Genomic DNA, 14,647 nt, shown 5'->3' with positions numbered 1-14,647 from the left:
CGGGCAGAGTCCTTTAACCCGCCACCCAGTTAAAACCTGCCCAATTTACTCCTCTCCCGATAACAAAAGAAGGGTGGCAGCGGCTTTTGGCGTGATTGAGACAGATTCCCGGTGTGGGTAGCGTAATTATGGTGATATGCCGGTTAAATTGGTTTTTATGACTGCCTGTGGTTAATTTACAAGACTATTATTTTGGTAAATAGCGATGCGATTTGCCTGTAACGGCTACGCCAGCTGCCCCTCTGTCATAAGAAAACCGGGTTATGCTTTCCATACTAATGATTAGCTGCGCAATGAAATAGTTAAGCGTATCTTGCTAAATGATGCTGTTTTATTCAGCTGGCGTTAACTCATGCATGGCGCAGCGGCAATATCTGCATTCTTATGCGCAGTCTCAGCATAGAAATTGCGCGAATAGCAACGGGTACGATCGCAATACTGGCGGGCAATGAGCGTTTTTCTGTAACTTTATCGCTCCAAATAAGTTTACAAACCAGATGGTCAAAATTTAACCCTGGCGTTGCCGGAGGGAGTAAACGGGCTTATTAGGCAAAAAATTTGATGTTTTGCACGAAAACATTTCCCTTTAAAGCGTAAAAATGATTAAGTATAATTTATTATTTGAAGCACTTTATGGCTTCGTTTCGACATAACAACGTGTTATCTCTTTTTTTGCTCTGCAACCTTTTATGCAGGCAACCAGGCAACTACACAGCTTCCAGCACCGGTACGACTCTTGTCTTTGGCCCTGAAGTTGTTCTGTCTCTAATGACGCCGCCTCTCTGCTGCCAGAGAACGTACGCTCGTCATTACCCGCCTGAACTCGGTTTTAAGACGATCTCCTCTGGAGATTGTCAGTAAGCACCATTGCCACTTATCTCTTTGATTTTGTGGCAATACACCAGGGTAGTAGTTCTAAAAATCTTATAAAGTGAAGAAAAAAATCATGACTAATGCAAATCGTCCGATACTGAATCTCGACCTCGATCTGCTGCGTACATTTGTTGCTGTTGCAGACCTGAATACGTTTGCAGCGGCGGCGGCGGCCGTGTGCAGAACCCAGTCAGCGGTAAGCCAGCAGATGCAACGTCTGGAGCAACTGGTAGGTAAAGAGCTGTTTGCCCGACATGGACGTAACAAACTTCTGACGGAGCACGGTATCCAGCTGCTTGGCTATGCCAGGAAAATCCTGCGTTTTAACGACGAAGCCTGCACCTCACTCATGTACAGCAATATTCAGGGCGTTCTGACTATCGGAGCCTCTGATGACACGTCAGATACTATTCTGCCTTTCCTGCTGAACCGGGTGACGTCAGTCTATCCAAAGCTCGCCATCGATGTACGTGTAAAACGTAACCCGTTTATGATGGAGATGCTGAACCAGGGAGAAGTCGATCTGGTTGTGACCACGTCCAGCCCGGGTAACTTCACGCATCAGGTACTGCGTACTTCACCAACGCTCTGGTACTGTGCCGCTGACTATATTTTCCAGCGCGGCGAAGCGATTCCTCTGGTACTGCTGGATGAACCAAGCCCGTATCGCGATATGGCGATAGACCATCTGAACGAAGCGGGTATTCCATGGCGTATCTCTTACGTGGCATCAACGCTGGCAGCAGTGCGCGCGGCCGTTAAAGCCGGTCTGGGCGTAACGGCACGTCCGGTTGAAATGATGAGTCCTGAGTTGCGCGTAATGGGCGCAGCCGAAGGTTTGCCAGTGTTACCGGATACGCAATACCTGCTGTGCCGTAACGCTGACAGCGATAATGAACTGGCGCTGGCCATTTTCAACGCCATGCAATCGACGAACGATCCTTACAATCTCAGTGCAAATCCGGATAGCTCACTGCTGCTGGATGATGAAGAGTAAGCCGTAGCGACACTGCAGTAATACGCGCGTTACGCGCTGTATAATTGCTATAAAAAAGCCTTAGTCGGCGTAACTGCGACTAAGGCTTTTTTTTTGCCTGTTATCCGGGGCCAGATACGCATTTTTATGGCCGATAATTATCAGGCTTTCCGAAAAACGAGCAGTTGTTTCAATTCCCGTCATTTTAGAAATTTTTTATCAAAAAATGCCTTCTTTGCTCTAACCGATCCTGCCATATGCGCTGCTTTTTAGAGCTAAAAGCGCAGAAGTGTGTTCTGGATCAAAAAAATAACCCTGTCAGGGAGAGGGAAATCTGCGGAAGACCTGTCAAAATGTGAGTGTTAAACGCACGATCCATGCATGTAAAACCCCGCTACACTGAAATTAACCGCACAAACTGAAGCGATTTAGCTGGCGCTGATGAGGGTATATGTTAATAATATGATGCGGGTGTAAAATAATGTTTGGATACTTTTGTCAAAGTTGACAAAAGGTTATAGAAAGGAGTAAAAAACCCCATAAAATTGCTGCCTAATCAGGAAAGACAGCAACGTTTATAAGGTTTTTATCCTTCCCTTGAATCGATGTGGTGTGTTTGCTGCAACAGTGCAGGATGCCATCGCCACTTTTGATGAGTAAGCAAAGCGTATGTCAACAACCACCGAAGTCATCGCTCATCACTGGGCGTTTATTGTATTTATTGTGATCGCATTTGGCCTTTGTGCCTTTATGTTAACCGGCGGCTGGCTGCTTGGTGGACGTGCTAAAGCGCGTTACAAAAACACCCCGTTTGAGTCTGGTATTGAATCGGTTGGCGATACCCACATCCGCCTCTCTGCAAAATTCTATCTGGTTGCCATGTTTTTCGTTATTTTCGACGTGGAAGCCCTCTATTTATACGCCTGGTCGACCTCCATTCGCGAAAGCGGCTGGGTCGGCTTTGTCGAAGCCGCAATTTTCATTTTGGTGCTCCTGGCAGGCCTGGTTTATCTGGTTCGCATCGGCGCGCTGGATTGGGCTCCTGCGCGTCGTCGCGTAGTGGTCAAATCAAGCCCGGTCAGCCACAGTCACACCAACCCTCATAAGCAGTAAAAGCGAGGCAATAAGATGGACTACACGCTGACACGCGTAGACCCGAACGGCGGGGATGGCGATCGCTATCCTCTGCAGAAACAGGAGATTGTTACCGATCCTCTGGAACAGCATGTTCACCGTAGCGTTTATATGGGCAAGCTGGAACACGCTCTGCATGACATGGTGAACTGGGGTCGTAAGAACTCTCTCTGGCCCTATAACTTTGGCCTCTCCTGCTGCTACGTAGAAATGACCACGTCATTTACTGCGGTGCATGACGTGGCACGCTTTGGCGCTGAAGTTATGCGCGCCTCGCCGCGCCAGGCTGACTTTATGGTTATTGCCGGTACGCCTTTTACCAAAATGGCACCCGTTATTCAGCGTTTGTACGATCAGATGCTGGAACCTAAATGGGTGATCTCTATGGGTGCCTGCGCTAACTCAGGCGGGATGTATGACATCTATTCTGTCGTACAGGGTGTGGATAAATTTCTGCCGGTGGATGTTTACATTCCGGGCTGCCCGCCGCGTCCGGAAGCCTATATGCAGGCGCTGCTGCTGCTGCGTGAGTCGATCGGTAAAGAGCGCCGTCCACTCTCATGGGTAGTCGGTGACCAGGGTGTATATCGCGCCAACATGCAGTCTGAACGTGAAAGGAAACGTGGCGAGCGCATTGCCGTCACTAACCTGAGAACCCCGGACGAAGTGTAAGTATCCCGTACACGGATGGAGTAACGGCCACAGCAGAAAATGACAACGTAGTGTGTGCCGCCATCCTGACGCCTTCTTTTGAGTGCCTGATAACAGGCCGGAATGGTGAGTAACGTATGACAGATTTGACCACGCAAGATCTCGCTCAGCCAGCATGGCAAACCCGTGAGCACCTGGATGACCCGGTGATCGGCGAGCTGCGTAATCGTTTTGGGCCGGACGCCTTTACTGTTCAGGCAACCCGCACCGGCATTCCTGTAGTCTGGGTAAAGCGCGAACAGCTGCTGGAAATTGTAACGTTTCTGCGCAAGCTGCCTAAGCCCTATGTCATGCTGTATGACCTGCATGGCTTTGATGAGCGTTTACGTACCCACCGCGCAGGCCTGCCTGCTGCGGATTTTTCCGTTTTCTATCATCTGCTTTCTATTGAACGTAACCGCGACATTATGCTCAAGGTGGCGTTATCTGAAAACGATCTGAATGTGCCAACCATCACCACTATCTTCGCCAACGCCAACTGGTATGAGCGCGAGACCTGGGAGATGTTTGGCATTACGTTCCAGGGGCATCCTCATCTGACGCGCATTATGATGCCGCAGACCTGGGAAGGGCACCCGCTGCGTAAAGATTATCCGGCGCGCGCGACTGAGTTCGATCCCTTTACGCTGACTAAGCAGAAAGAAGATCTGGAAATGGAGTCGCTGACGTTCAAACCAGAAGAGTGGGGCATGAAACGCAGCACGGCCAATGAGGACTTTATGTTCCTTAACCTTGGCCCGAACCACCCCTCTGCGCACGGTGCTTTCCGTATCATCCTGCAGCTCGACGGTGAAGAGATTGTCGACTGCGTACCTGACGTTGGCTATCACCATCGCGGTGCCGAGAAGATGGGCGAGCGGCAGTCCTGGCACAGCTATATCCCCTATACCGATCGTATCGAGTATCTGGGCGGCTGTGTTAATGAAATGCCTTACGTACTCGCCGTAGAGAAACTGGCCGGGATCACGGTACCAGACCGCGTTAACGTCATTCGCGTGATGCTCTCTGAGCTGTTCCGTATCAACAGCCACCTGCTCTACATCTCAACCTTTATTCAGGACGTTGGCGCAATGACGCCGGTGTTCTTTGCGTTTACCGATCGTCAGAAAATTTATGATGTCGTGGAAGCGATTACCGGTTTCCGCATGCATCCCGCCTGGTTCCGTATCGGTGGTGTGGCGCACGATCTGCCGAAAGGCTGGGAGCGTCTGCTGCGTGAGTTCCTCGACTGGATGCCAAAACGCCTGAAAGAGTATGACAAAGCGGCACTGCGCAACACCGTGCTGATGGGACGCTCACAGGGCGTAGCCGCTTACAATATGGATGAAGCGCTGGCGTGGGGCACAACCGGTGCGGGTCTGCGTGCAACCGGTCTCGACTTTGACGTGCGTAAGTGGCGTCCTTATTCAGGCTACGAAAACTTCGATTTTGAAATTCCGGTTGGCGCAGGCATCAGCGATGCTTACACCCGCGTACAGCTGAAAATGGAAGAGATGTGGCAGTCGCTGCGTATTCTGGAGCAGTGCCTGAACAACATGCCGGAAGGGCCGTTCAAAGCGGACCATCCGCTGACCACGCCGCCGCCGAAAGAGCGTACGCTGCAGCACATTGAAACCCTGATCACCCACTTCCTGCAGGTCTCCTGGGGACCGGTGATGCCCGCCAATGAATCGTTCCAGATGATTGAGGCGACGAAAGGGATCAACAGCTACTACCTGACCAGCGACGGCAGCACCATGAGCTACCGCACCCGCGTGCGCACGCCAAGCTTCCCGCACCTGCAGCAGATCCCGTCAGTGATCCGCGGCAGCCTGGTATCCGATCTCATCGTCTACCTCGGTAGTATCGATTTTGTTATGTCAGACGTGGACCGCTAATTATGCACGATCAAAAAATTGCCATTCAAACCATCGACCCGAATGAGGTCTTTGTGCTGAGCGAGGCCGAGCACCACGCTATTGAGCATGAAAAACATCACTACGAGGATGCGCGCGCAGCCTCAATTGAAGCGCTGAAGATCGTGCAAAAACAGCGGGGCTGGGTGCCGGATGGCGCTATTCACGCAATTGCTAATGTGCTGGGTATTCCGGCCAGCGATGTCGAAGGCGTGGCAACGTTCTACAGCCAGATTTACCGTACGCCGGTTGGCCGTCACGTGATCCGCTACTGCGACAGCGTGGTGTGCCACATTACCGGTTATCAGGGCATTCAGGCAGCGCTGGAACAGAATCTTCATATTAAACCCGGCCAGACAACGGCAGACGGCCGCTTTACGCTGCTGCCTACCTGCTGCCTCGGCAACTGCGATAAGGGGCCGACCATGATGGTGAATGACGATACGCACGTTCACCTGACGCCGGAAGGTATCGCCTCGCTACTGGAGCAGTATCAATGATGAAACCCATTATTCGTGCTGCGGAAACGCATCCGCTGACCTGGCGTCTGCGCGACGACAAACAGCCGGTCTGGCTGGAAGAGTACCGCAGCAAAAATGGCTACGCTGGCGCCGAAAAAGCGCTGAACGGCATGAGCCAGGATGAAATCGTTACGGCGGTCAAAGACTCTGGCCTGAAAGGGCGCGGCGGTGCGGGCTTCAGCACCGGCCTGAAGTGGAGTCTGATGCCAAAAGATGAGTCCATGAATATCCGTTATCTGCTGTGTAACGCGGATGAGATGGAGCCAGGCACCTATAAAGACCGCCTGCTGATGGAGCAGCTGCCACATCAGCTGGTGGAAGGCATGCTGATCAGTGCTTTCGCGCTAAAAGCTTATCGCGGCTACATCTTCCTGCGCGGTGAATATGTTGAAGCAGCAGAGAACCTGCGTCGCGCCATCGCCGAAGCTACAGAAGCGGGCTATCTCGGTAAAAATATTCTCGGCACCGGTTTTGATTTTGAACTGTTTGTTCACACCGGCGCGGGCCGCTATATCTGCGGTGAAGAGACGGCGCTGATCAACTCGCTGGAAGGGCGTCGTGCTAACCCGCGCTCAAAGCCACCGTTCCCGGCCAGCGCCGGCGTCTGGGGCAAGCCAACCTGCGTTAACAACGTTGAGACCCTCTCCAACGTGCCAGCTATCTTCCTGAACGGCGTGGAGTGGTACAAAGGGCTGTCTAAAAGTGAAGATGCCGGCACCAAAATGATGGGCTTCTCCGGCCGCGTTAAAAACCCTGGCGTCTGGGAACTGCCGTTTGGCATCACCGCCCGCGAGATTCTGGAAGATTATGCCGGCGGTATGCGCGATGGCCTGAAGTTTAAGGCGTGGCAGCCAGGCGGTGCCGGAACCGATTTTCTGACCGACCAGCATCTCGATCTGCCAATGGAGTTTGCCAGCATCGGTAAAGCGGGTAGCCGTCTGGGTACGGCGCTGGCGATGGCGGTAGATCACGAGATCAATATGGTGTCGCTGGTGCGTAACCTGGAAGAATTTTTTGCCCGTGAGTCGTGCGGATGGTGTACGCCGTGCCGCGACGGCCTGCCGTGGAGCGTCAAGATCCTGCGCGCGCTGGAGCAGAAGCAGGGGCAGCCGGGTGATATCGAAACGCTGCTGCAGCTTTGCCGTCAGCTGGGCCCGGGTAAAACCTTCTGTGCGCATGCACCAGGCGCGGTTGAGCCTCTGCAGAGCGCAATTAAATATTTCCGTGAAGAGTTTGAAGCCGGCATTGCGCCGCAGGTGTTTGGCAATACCCGTTCTATCGGCGGTATTCAGCCTAACCTGCTGAAAACGCGCTGGTAAGCAGACCACCGTAGACGGAAGGCGCCAGACGCCAGTCCGGCTGAAAAGCGGGATAACAGAATTTGATGTTTAACGCTCGTCCCCGGACGAGCCTTACGGAAGCATGTTCACTATGGCTACAATCCATGTAGACGGTAAAGAATATGATGTGAACGGAGCGGACAACCTGCTACAGGCGTGTCTCTCTCTGGGCCTTGATATTCCCTATTTTTGCTGGCATCCGGCGCTCGGCAGCGTAGGCGCCTGCCGCCAGTGTGCGGTGAAACAATTCCAGAATGCCGAAGATACCCGCGGCCGCCTCGTTATGTCCTGCATGACACCGGCATCGGATGGCACTTTTATCTCTATTGATGATGGCGAAGCGAAAGAGTTTCGTGAAAGCGTCGTAGAGTGGCTGATGACGAACCATCCGCACGACTGCCCGGTCTGCGAAGAGGGCGGTAACTGTCATCTGCAGGATATGACGGTAATGACGGGCCACAGCTTCCGTCGTTATCGCTTTACCAAGCGCACGCACCAGAATCAGGATCTTGGTCCGTTTATCTCCCATGAGATGAACCGCTGTATCGCCTGCTATCGCTGCGTTCGCTATTACAAAGATTATGCTGACGGCAAAGATCTGGGCGTCTATGGCGCACACGATAACGTCTACTTTGGTCGTCCGGAAGATGGCACGCTGGAGAGCGAATTTTCAGGTAACCTGGTTGAGATCTGCCCGACTGGCGTGTTTACCGATAAAACGCACTCTGAGCGCTATAACCGTAAATGGGATATGCAGTTTGCGCCCAGCATCTGCCAGCAGTGCAGCGTCGGCTGTAACACCAGTCCCGGCGAGCGCTATGGCGAGCTGCGTCGTATTGAAAACCGTTATAACGGTACGGTAAACCACTACTTCCTCTGCGATCGCGGTCGTTTTGGCTATGGCTATGTCAACCGCAAAGATCGCCCGCGTCACCCGCATCAACTGCGCGGCAGCGATACGATTACGCTGAACGCAGAGCAGGCGGTTAACGCTGCGGCTGACATGCTGCGCCAGGCGAAACGCGTGATCGGTATCGGCTCACCCCGCGCCAGCATCGAGAGCAACTTTGCCCTGCGTGAGCTGGTGGGTGCCGGCAACTTCTCAACCGGCATGCCAGCAGGAGAGCAGGCGCGCGTTGAACTGATGCTGAACGTGCTGCAGAACAGCGGTATCTATACGCCTTCACTGCGCGAAATGGAAAGTTACGATGCCGTGCTGGTGCTGGGCGAAGATCTGACGCAGGTGGGCGCGCGCGTCGCGCTGTCAGTGCGCCAGGCCGTAAAAGGCAAAGCACGCGAGATGGCAGCCGCGCAGAAAGTTGCAGACTGGCAGATCGCCGCCATCCTGAATATCGGTCAGCATGCGAAACATCCGCTGTTTGTCACTAACGTCGATGAAACCCGTCTGGATGATATCGCGGCGTGGAGCTATCGCGCCCCGGTAGAAGATCAGGCGCGCCTCGGGTTTGCCATCGCCAGCGCGCTGGATGAGAGCGCACCCGCGGTGAGTGATATCGACAAGTCACTCAGCAGCAAAATTGATGTGGTAGTGCAGGCGCTGGCAGGGGCGAAAAAGCCGCTGATTATCTCCGGCACCCACTCCGGCACGACCGCGATGATTGAGGCGGCTGCAAACGTGGCGAAAGCGCTGAAAGCCCGCGGTGCCGACGTAGGGATCACCCTGCTGGCCGGCGCGGCTAATAGCATGGGCCTGGGCATGATGGGCGGTCACTCGCTGGATGCGGCGCTGGAGCAGCTGACAAACGGCGAAGCGGATGCGCTGGTAGTGCTGGAGAACGATCTCTATCGCCACGCGCCGAAAGCCCGCGTCGACGCTGCGCTACAGAAGGCGTCAGGCGTGATTGTGGTTGACCACCAGCGGACCGCCACGCTGGAGAAAGCCGGTATGGTGCTCTCCGCGGCCAGCTTCGCTGAAAGTGATGGCACCTCAATCAACCATGAAGGTCGCGCGCAGCGCTTCTTCCAGGTTTACGATCCCGCTTACTATGACAACAGCATTGTGATGCTGGAAAGCTGGCGCTGGCTGCATTCGCTGCACAGCGCGCTGGAGAGCCGTCATATCGACTGGACGCAGCTGGATCACGTGATTGATGCGGCGATTATTGCGCTGCCACAGCTGAAAGGCATCAAAGATGCGGCACCGGATGCCAGCTTCCGCATTCGCGGTCAGAAGCTGGCGCGTTCACCGCATCGCGCCAGCGGTCGTACTGCCGCCCGCGCCAATATCAGCGTACATGAGCCACGTCAGCCGCAGGATAAAGACACTATGTTTGCCTTCTCAATGGAAGGGAACAACCAGCCTGAAGCACCGCGCTCGCAGATCCCCTTTGCCTGGGCGCCGGGCTGGAACTCACCGCAGGCGTGGAACAAATTCCAGGATGAAGTTGGCGGCAAACTGCGGAATGGCGATCCGGGTGTCCGGCTGTTTGAAGCGGGCGAAGGCTCACTGCCGTGGTTTAGCAACGTGCCGGAGCGGTTTGCCAGCGGCAGCCATTTCCGCGTTGCGCCTTACTACCGGCTGTTTGGCAGTGAAGAGATGACGCAGCGCTCTCCGACATTCCAGAAGCGTATGGTGCCGGCTGAGCTGGTGATTAACCCAACGGATGCAGAGAAGCTTGGCGTCAATCACGGTGCTGCCGCAGAGCTGGTTTGCGCCGGCGAAACACTGCGCCTGCCGGTACGCTTCTCCGCTTTCCTGCAGCCGGGTCAGATTGGTCTGCCGCTCGGCATGCCGGGTGTGCCGCCGTTCCTTGCGCATGCGCAAATTGATCAACTGCAGGAGGCTGCGCAATGAGCTGGCTGACATCGGACGTTATCGACATCATTCTGCAGGTGGTTAAGGCGATTGTAATTTTGCTGGTCGTGGTAGCCTGCGGGGCGTTCATGAGCTTTGCCGAGCGTCGTTTGCTCGGCTTATGGCAGAACCGCTACGGACCTAACCGTGTCGGCTGGGGCGGTTCACTCCAGCTGGCGGCGGATATGATCAAAATGTTCTTTAAAGAGGACTGGGTACCACCGTTTACCGACCGCTTCATCTTTACTCTGGCACCGGTTATTGCTTTTGTATCGCTGCTGCTGGCCTTTGCGATTGTACCGGTTTCACCCACCTGGATGGTCACGGATCTGAACATCGGTCTGCTGTTCTTCCTGATGATGGCGGGTCTGGCCGTCTACGCCGTGCTGTTTGCCGGCTGGTCGAGTAACAACAAATACTCGCTGCTGGGTGCGATGCGTGCCTCTGCGCAGACGCTGAGCTATGAGGTGTTCCTTGGCCTGTCACTGATGGGCGTAGTGGCGCAGGCGGGATCGTTTAACCTGAATGCGATTGTTGAAAACCAGACCCACCTGTGGAACATCATTCCGCAGTTCTTTGGCTTTGTGACCTTCTGTATTGCTGGCGTAGCGGTGTGCCACCGTCATCCGTTTGACCAGCCGGAAGCGGAACAGGAGCTGGCTGACGGTTACCATATTGAATATGCCGGTATGAAGTTCGGTCTGTTCTTTGTGGGTGAATATGTCGCCATTACCACGGTTTCCGCGCTGATTGTCACGCTGTTCTTTGGCGGCTGGCATGGACCTTTCCTGCCGCCATTCATCTGGTTCGCCCTGAAAACGGCGTTCTTCATGGTGATGTTTATCCTGATCCGTGCTGCGCTGCCGCGTCCACGCTATGACCAGGTGCTGTCGTTCGGCTGGAAAGTTTGTCTGCCGTTGACGCTGTTGAACCTGCTGGCGACCGCCGCAGTGATTCTGTACAACGCGCAGTAAGGGGTATTGAGATGACATTAAAAGATATTGTCGTTGGCTTCGGCACGACAGTGCGCAGTATCTGGATGATCGGCATGCACGCCTTTGCCAAACGCGAAACGCAGATGTATCCGGAAGAGCCGGTCTATCTGCCGCCGCGCTATCGTGGTCGCATTGTGCTGACGCGCGATCCTGACGGTGAAGAGCGCTGCGTTGCCTGTAACCTCTGCGCAGTAGCCTGCCCGGTCGGCTGTATCTCGCTGCAGAAAGCAGAGACGCAGGATGGCCGCTGGTATCCGGAATTCTTTCGCATCAACTTTTCACGCTGCATTTTTTGTGGCCTGTGTGAAGAAGCCTGTCCGACCACTGCGATTCAGCTGACCCCTGATTTTGAGCTGGGTGAGTTTAAGCGTCAGGACCTGGTGTATGAGAAGCAGGATCTGCTGATCTCGGGACCCGGCAAATACCCGGAATACAATTTCTATCGTATGGCGGGTATGGCGATCGACGGAAAAGAGAAGGGCGACGCGGAAAACGAAGCCAAACCGATCGACGTCAAAGGGTTACTACCTTAAGGAGCCAGGTATGGAATTTGCGTTTTATCTTTGCGGACTGGTGGCGGTGCTGACGACGCTGCGCGTTATCACGCATACGAACCCGGTACACGCGCTGCTGTACCTGATTGTTTCGCTGCTGTCGATTGCCGGCGCGTTTTTTGCCATGGGTGCCTACTTTGCAGGCGCGCTGGAAATTATCGTATACGCCGGTGCCATTATGGTGCTGTTTGTGTTTGTGGTGATGATGCTTAATCTCGGCAAGCAGCAGCAGGAGCAGGAACGCGAGTGGCTTAAGCCCTCGCTCTGGGTGGGACCCGGCATCGTTTCAGCGCTGCTGCTGGTGGTGATGGTTTACGCTATTCTCACCGCCACCGATCAGGGTATTGATGGCACGGTTATCGATGCAAAAGCGGTCGGTATCAGCCTGTTTGGCCCGTATGTTCTGGCAGTTGAGCTGGCTTCAATGCTGCTGCTGGCAGGCCTGGTGGTGGCCTTCCATATCGGTCGCGACGATCGTCACGCTGAAGTGATGAGCCATCGCGTCACGGATGCGGCATCCAATAAGGAGGGACAGGCATGATCCCATTACAACATGGCCTGATTCTGGCTGCGGTGCTCTTTGTTCTCGGCCTGACCTCGCTGGTGCTGCGCCGTAATCTGCTCTTTATGCTGATTGGTCTGGAGATCATGATCAACGCCGCAGCGCTGGCGCTGGTGGTAGCGGGCAGCTATTGGGGACAGGCAGATGGTCAGGTGATGTATATCCTGGCAATCAGCCTTGCGGCAGCGGAAGCGAGTATTGGCCTGGCTCTGCTGCTGCAGCTCTATCGTCGTCGTCAGACGCTGAATATTGACACAGTGAGCGAGATGCGCGGATGAATCTTCTCTATTTAACTGTACTGTTTCCGCTAATTGGCTTTTTGCTGTTAGCGTTTTCCCGGGGCCGCTGGTCGGAGAACCTGTCAGCCGCTGTCGGAATGGGGTCGGTCGGTCTTTCAGCCCTGACCACGCTCTATGCGGGCATGGAGTTTTTCAGTCAGGGGCAACAGCCGTTTACGCAGGCATTGTGGACCTGGATGCAGGTTGGCAACTTTGACATTAAAGTGAACCTGGTGCTGGATGGCCTGTCGCTGACCATGCTCTCTGTCGTCACCGGCGTCGGCTTCTTTATCCATATGTTCGCCTCCTGGTATATGCGTGGTGAAGAGGGCTATTCGCGCTTCTTCGCCTATACCAACCTGTTTATCGCCAGCATGGTAGTACTGGTTCTGGCTGATAACCTGATGCTGATGTACCTCGGCTGGGAAGGGGTAGGGCTCTGCTCCTATCTCCTGATCGGCTTCTACTACAGCAATCCGGACAACGGCAAAGCGGCCATGAAAGCCTTTATCATCACCCGCGTGGGCGATGTGTTCCTGGCCTTTGCGCTGTTTATTCTCTACAACGAACTCGGCACGCTGAACTTCCGCGAGCTGATGGCGCTGGCACCGGCACACTTTGCCGCCGACAACAGCATGCTGCAGTGGGCGACCCTGATGCTGCTGGGTGGCGCGGTAGGTAAATCGGCTCAGCTGCCGCTGCAGACCTGGCTGGCGGATGCGATGGCGGGTCCGACGCCGGTTTCAGCGCTGATCCATGCGGCAACCATGGTAACGGCGGGCGTCTATCTGATCGCCCGTACCCACGGCCTGTTCCTGCTGACGCCTGACGTTCTGCACCTGGTGGGCATTGTCGGGGCTATCACGCTGGTACTGGCGGGCTTTGCTGCGCTGGTTCAGACCGATATCAAGCGCGTCCTGGCTTACTCAACCATGAGTCAGATTGGCTACATGTTTCTGGCGCTGGGCGTGCAGGCGTGGGATGCGGCGATTTTCCATCTGATGACGCACGCATTCTTTAAAGCGCTGCTGTTCCTCTCGTCTGGCTCCGTTATTCTGGCGTGCCATCATGAGCAGAACATCTTCAAAATGGGTGGCCTGCGCAAGAGCATTCCGCTGGTTTATGCCTGCTTCCTGGTGGGCGGTGCCGCGCTGGCTGCGCTGCCGCTTATTACCGCAGGCTTCTACAGTAAAGATGAGATCCTGTTTGGTGCGCTGGCTAATGGTCACATCAATCTGATGGTTGCCGGTCTGGTCGGGGCATTCCTTACCTCTATCTATACCTTCCGCATGATCTTTATCGTGTTCCACGGCGAAGAGAAGATCCACGCGCATGCCGGTAAAGGCATTACCCATCATCTGCCGCTGATTGTGCTGCTGATTCTCTCCACCTTCATTGGCGCGCTGATAACGCCTCCGCTGGCAGGCGTACTGCCGGAAAATGAATTTGGTGAAAACGGCAAAATGGCACTGGAGATCGCCTCAGGCTTGGTCGCTGTCAGCGGTATTCTGATTGCTGCTGCACTCTGGCTGGGCAAGCGTCAGCTGGTGACCCGCGTAGCCAACAGCGCACCGGGCCGCTTCTTCGGCACCTGGTGGTTTGCCGCGTGGGGCTTTGACTGGCTGTATGACAAAGTCTTTGTCAAACCCTATCTCGGTATCGCCTGGCTGCTGCAGCGCGATCCGCTGAACTCACTGATGAACCTGCCTGCGCTGCTGTCGCGTATTGGTAATAAAGGTCTGGTTGTCAGCGAGAACGGGTATCTGCGCTGGTATGTTGCCTCCATGAGTGTGGGTGCCGTTGTGGTGCTTGCCCTGATGCTGGTGATGTAAAGATTGATGGGCTTGGAAGAGAAGATGACAGAAACTGCTTCTCTTCCTGATAGCGAATGTGAAAATTGCCTGAATGACGAAGCGTAATCGGCGCAGCCCGTTTCGTTATCGCCAGCGCACAGCAACCGGAGCGTACTGATGTACGTAAGGATTGCAGGCAC

The 14,647-nt window shown here is 54.6% G+C and carries 12 protein-coding genes; all 12 read left to right on the top strand.

Annotated elements, in window-relative coordinates; all coding sequences use genetic code 11:
- The first annotated feature begins 946 nt into the window (after positions 1–946).
- The 12 genes from lrhA (at position 947) to nuoL (ending at position 14,486) form a co-directional block, all read left to right on the top strand.
- Positions 947–1,870, top strand: coding sequence for a transcriptional regulator LrhA (gene lrhA, locus F3J39_RS07390; protein ID WP_039379035.1), 924 nt, complete (start codon positions 947–949; stop codon positions 1,868–1,870).
- Between the two features lie 648 nt (positions 1,871–2,518).
- A complete protein-coding gene (locus F3J39_RS07385; RefSeq protein WP_039379033.1) occupies positions 2,519–2,962 on the top strand; it encodes an NADH-quinone oxidoreductase subunit A in 444 nt (147 codons plus the stop codon).
- A gap of 15 nt (positions 2,963–2,977) precedes the next feature.
- Entirely contained in the window at positions 2,978–3,655 is a 678-nt protein-coding gene (locus tag F3J39_RS07380; RefSeq protein WP_039379030.1) for an NADH-quinone oxidoreductase subunit B, read from the top strand.
- A 116-nt stretch (positions 3,656–3,771) separates the two neighbouring features.
- Positions 3,772–5,571, top strand: a complete 1,800-nt coding sequence (gene nuoC, locus F3J39_RS07375) for an NADH-quinone oxidoreductase subunit C/D (RefSeq protein WP_039379028.1) — start codon at positions 3,772–3,774, stop codon at positions 5,569–5,571.
- A gap of 2 nt (positions 5,572–5,573) precedes the next feature.
- Positions 5,574–6,089, top strand: a complete 516-nt coding sequence (nuoE, locus tag F3J39_RS07370) for an NADH-quinone oxidoreductase subunit NuoE (RefSeq protein ID WP_039379025.1) — start codon at positions 5,574–5,576, stop codon at positions 6,087–6,089.
- Entirely contained in the window at positions 6,089–7,429 is a 1,341-nt protein-coding gene (gene nuoF, locus F3J39_RS07365; RefSeq protein ID WP_039385572.1) for an NADH-quinone oxidoreductase subunit NuoF, read from the top strand. The genes nuoE and nuoF overlap by 1 nt, the downstream gene beginning before the upstream one ends.
- Positions 7,430–7,541: 112 nt before the next feature.
- A complete protein-coding gene (gene nuoG / locus F3J39_RS07360) occupies positions 7,542–10,265 on the top strand; it encodes an NADH-quinone oxidoreductase subunit NuoG (protein WP_166714019.1) in 2,724 nt (907 codons plus the stop codon).
- Positions 10,262–11,239, top strand: a complete 978-nt coding sequence (gene nuoH / locus F3J39_RS07355; protein WP_039385568.1) for an NADH-quinone oxidoreductase subunit NuoH — start codon at positions 10,262–10,264, stop codon at positions 11,237–11,239. Before nuoG ends, nuoH begins: the two co-directional genes overlap by 4 nt.
- An 11-nt stretch (positions 11,240–11,250) precedes the next feature.
- Complete coding sequence (nuoI, locus tag F3J39_RS07350) at positions 11,251–11,793, top strand: NADH-quinone oxidoreductase subunit NuoI (protein WP_039385566.1); 543 nt, start codon at positions 11,251–11,253, stop codon at positions 11,791–11,793.
- A gap of 10 nt (positions 11,794–11,803) precedes the next feature.
- Positions 11,804–12,355, top strand: a complete 552-nt coding sequence (gene nuoJ / locus F3J39_RS07345) for an NADH-quinone oxidoreductase subunit J (protein ID WP_039385563.1) — start codon at positions 11,804–11,806, stop codon at positions 12,353–12,355.
- Positions 12,352–12,654: an NADH-quinone oxidoreductase subunit NuoK gene (gene nuoK, locus F3J39_RS07340; RefSeq protein ID WP_013509877.1), complete on the top strand. Its 303-nt coding sequence runs from the start codon at positions 12,352–12,354 to the stop codon at positions 12,652–12,654. The genes nuoJ and nuoK overlap by 4 nt, the downstream gene beginning before the upstream one ends.
- A complete protein-coding gene (nuoL, locus tag F3J39_RS07335; RefSeq protein WP_094111123.1) occupies positions 12,651–14,486 on the top strand; it encodes an NADH-quinone oxidoreductase subunit L in 1,836 nt (611 codons plus the stop codon). Before nuoK ends, nuoL begins: the two co-directional genes overlap by 4 nt.
- Positions 14,487–14,647: the final 161 nt, after the last annotated feature.

The organism is Pantoea sp. Acro-807, from assembly GCF_011752675.1.
Taxonomy (GTDB): Bacteria; Pseudomonadota; Gammaproteobacteria; order Enterobacterales; family Enterobacteriaceae; genus Pantoea; species Pantoea eucrina.
This window is presented reverse-complemented; position numbering and strand designations above follow the sequence as displayed.

Bases quoted from the DNA above. Each gene is read 5' to 3' on its own strand.
- nuoF (WP_039385572.1), top strand. From the start codon at position 6,089: ATGAAACCCATTATTCGTGCTGCGGAAACGCATCCGCTGACCTGGCGT.
- nuoC (WP_039379028.1), top strand. From the start codon at position 3,772: ATGACAGATTTGACCACGCAAGATCTCGCTCAGCCAGCATGGCAAACC.
- nuoH (WP_039385568.1), top strand. From the start codon at position 10,262: ATGAGCTGGCTGACATCGGACGTTATCGACATCATTCTGCAGGTGGTT.
- nuoG (WP_166714019.1), top strand. From the start codon at position 7,542: ATGGCTACAATCCATGTAGACGGTAAAGAATATGATGTGAACGGAGCG.
- nuoI (WP_039385566.1), top strand. From the start codon at position 11,251: ATGACATTAAAAGATATTGTCGTTGGCTTCGGCACGACAGTGCGCAGT.
- nuoL (WP_094111123.1), top strand. From the start codon at position 12,651: ATGAATCTTCTCTATTTAACTGTACTGTTTCCGCTAATTGGCTTTTTG.
- nuoE (WP_039379025.1), top strand. From the start codon at position 5,574: ATGCACGATCAAAAAATTGCCATTCAAACCATCGACCCGAATGAGGTC.
- F3J39_RS07380 (WP_039379030.1), top strand. From the start codon at position 2,978: ATGGACTACACGCTGACACGCGTAGACCCGAACGGCGGGGATGGCGAT.
- F3J39_RS07385 (WP_039379033.1), top strand. From the start codon at position 2,519: ATGTCAACAACCACCGAAGTCATCGCTCATCACTGGGCGTTTATTGTA.
- nuoK (WP_013509877.1), top strand. From the start codon at position 12,352: ATGATCCCATTACAACATGGCCTGATTCTGGCTGCGGTGCTCTTTGTT.
- nuoJ (WP_039385563.1), top strand. From the start codon at position 11,804: ATGGAATTTGCGTTTTATCTTTGCGGACTGGTGGCGGTGCTGACGACG.
- lrhA (WP_039379035.1), top strand. From the start codon at position 947: ATGACTAATGCAAATCGTCCGATACTGAATCTCGACCTCGATCTGCTG.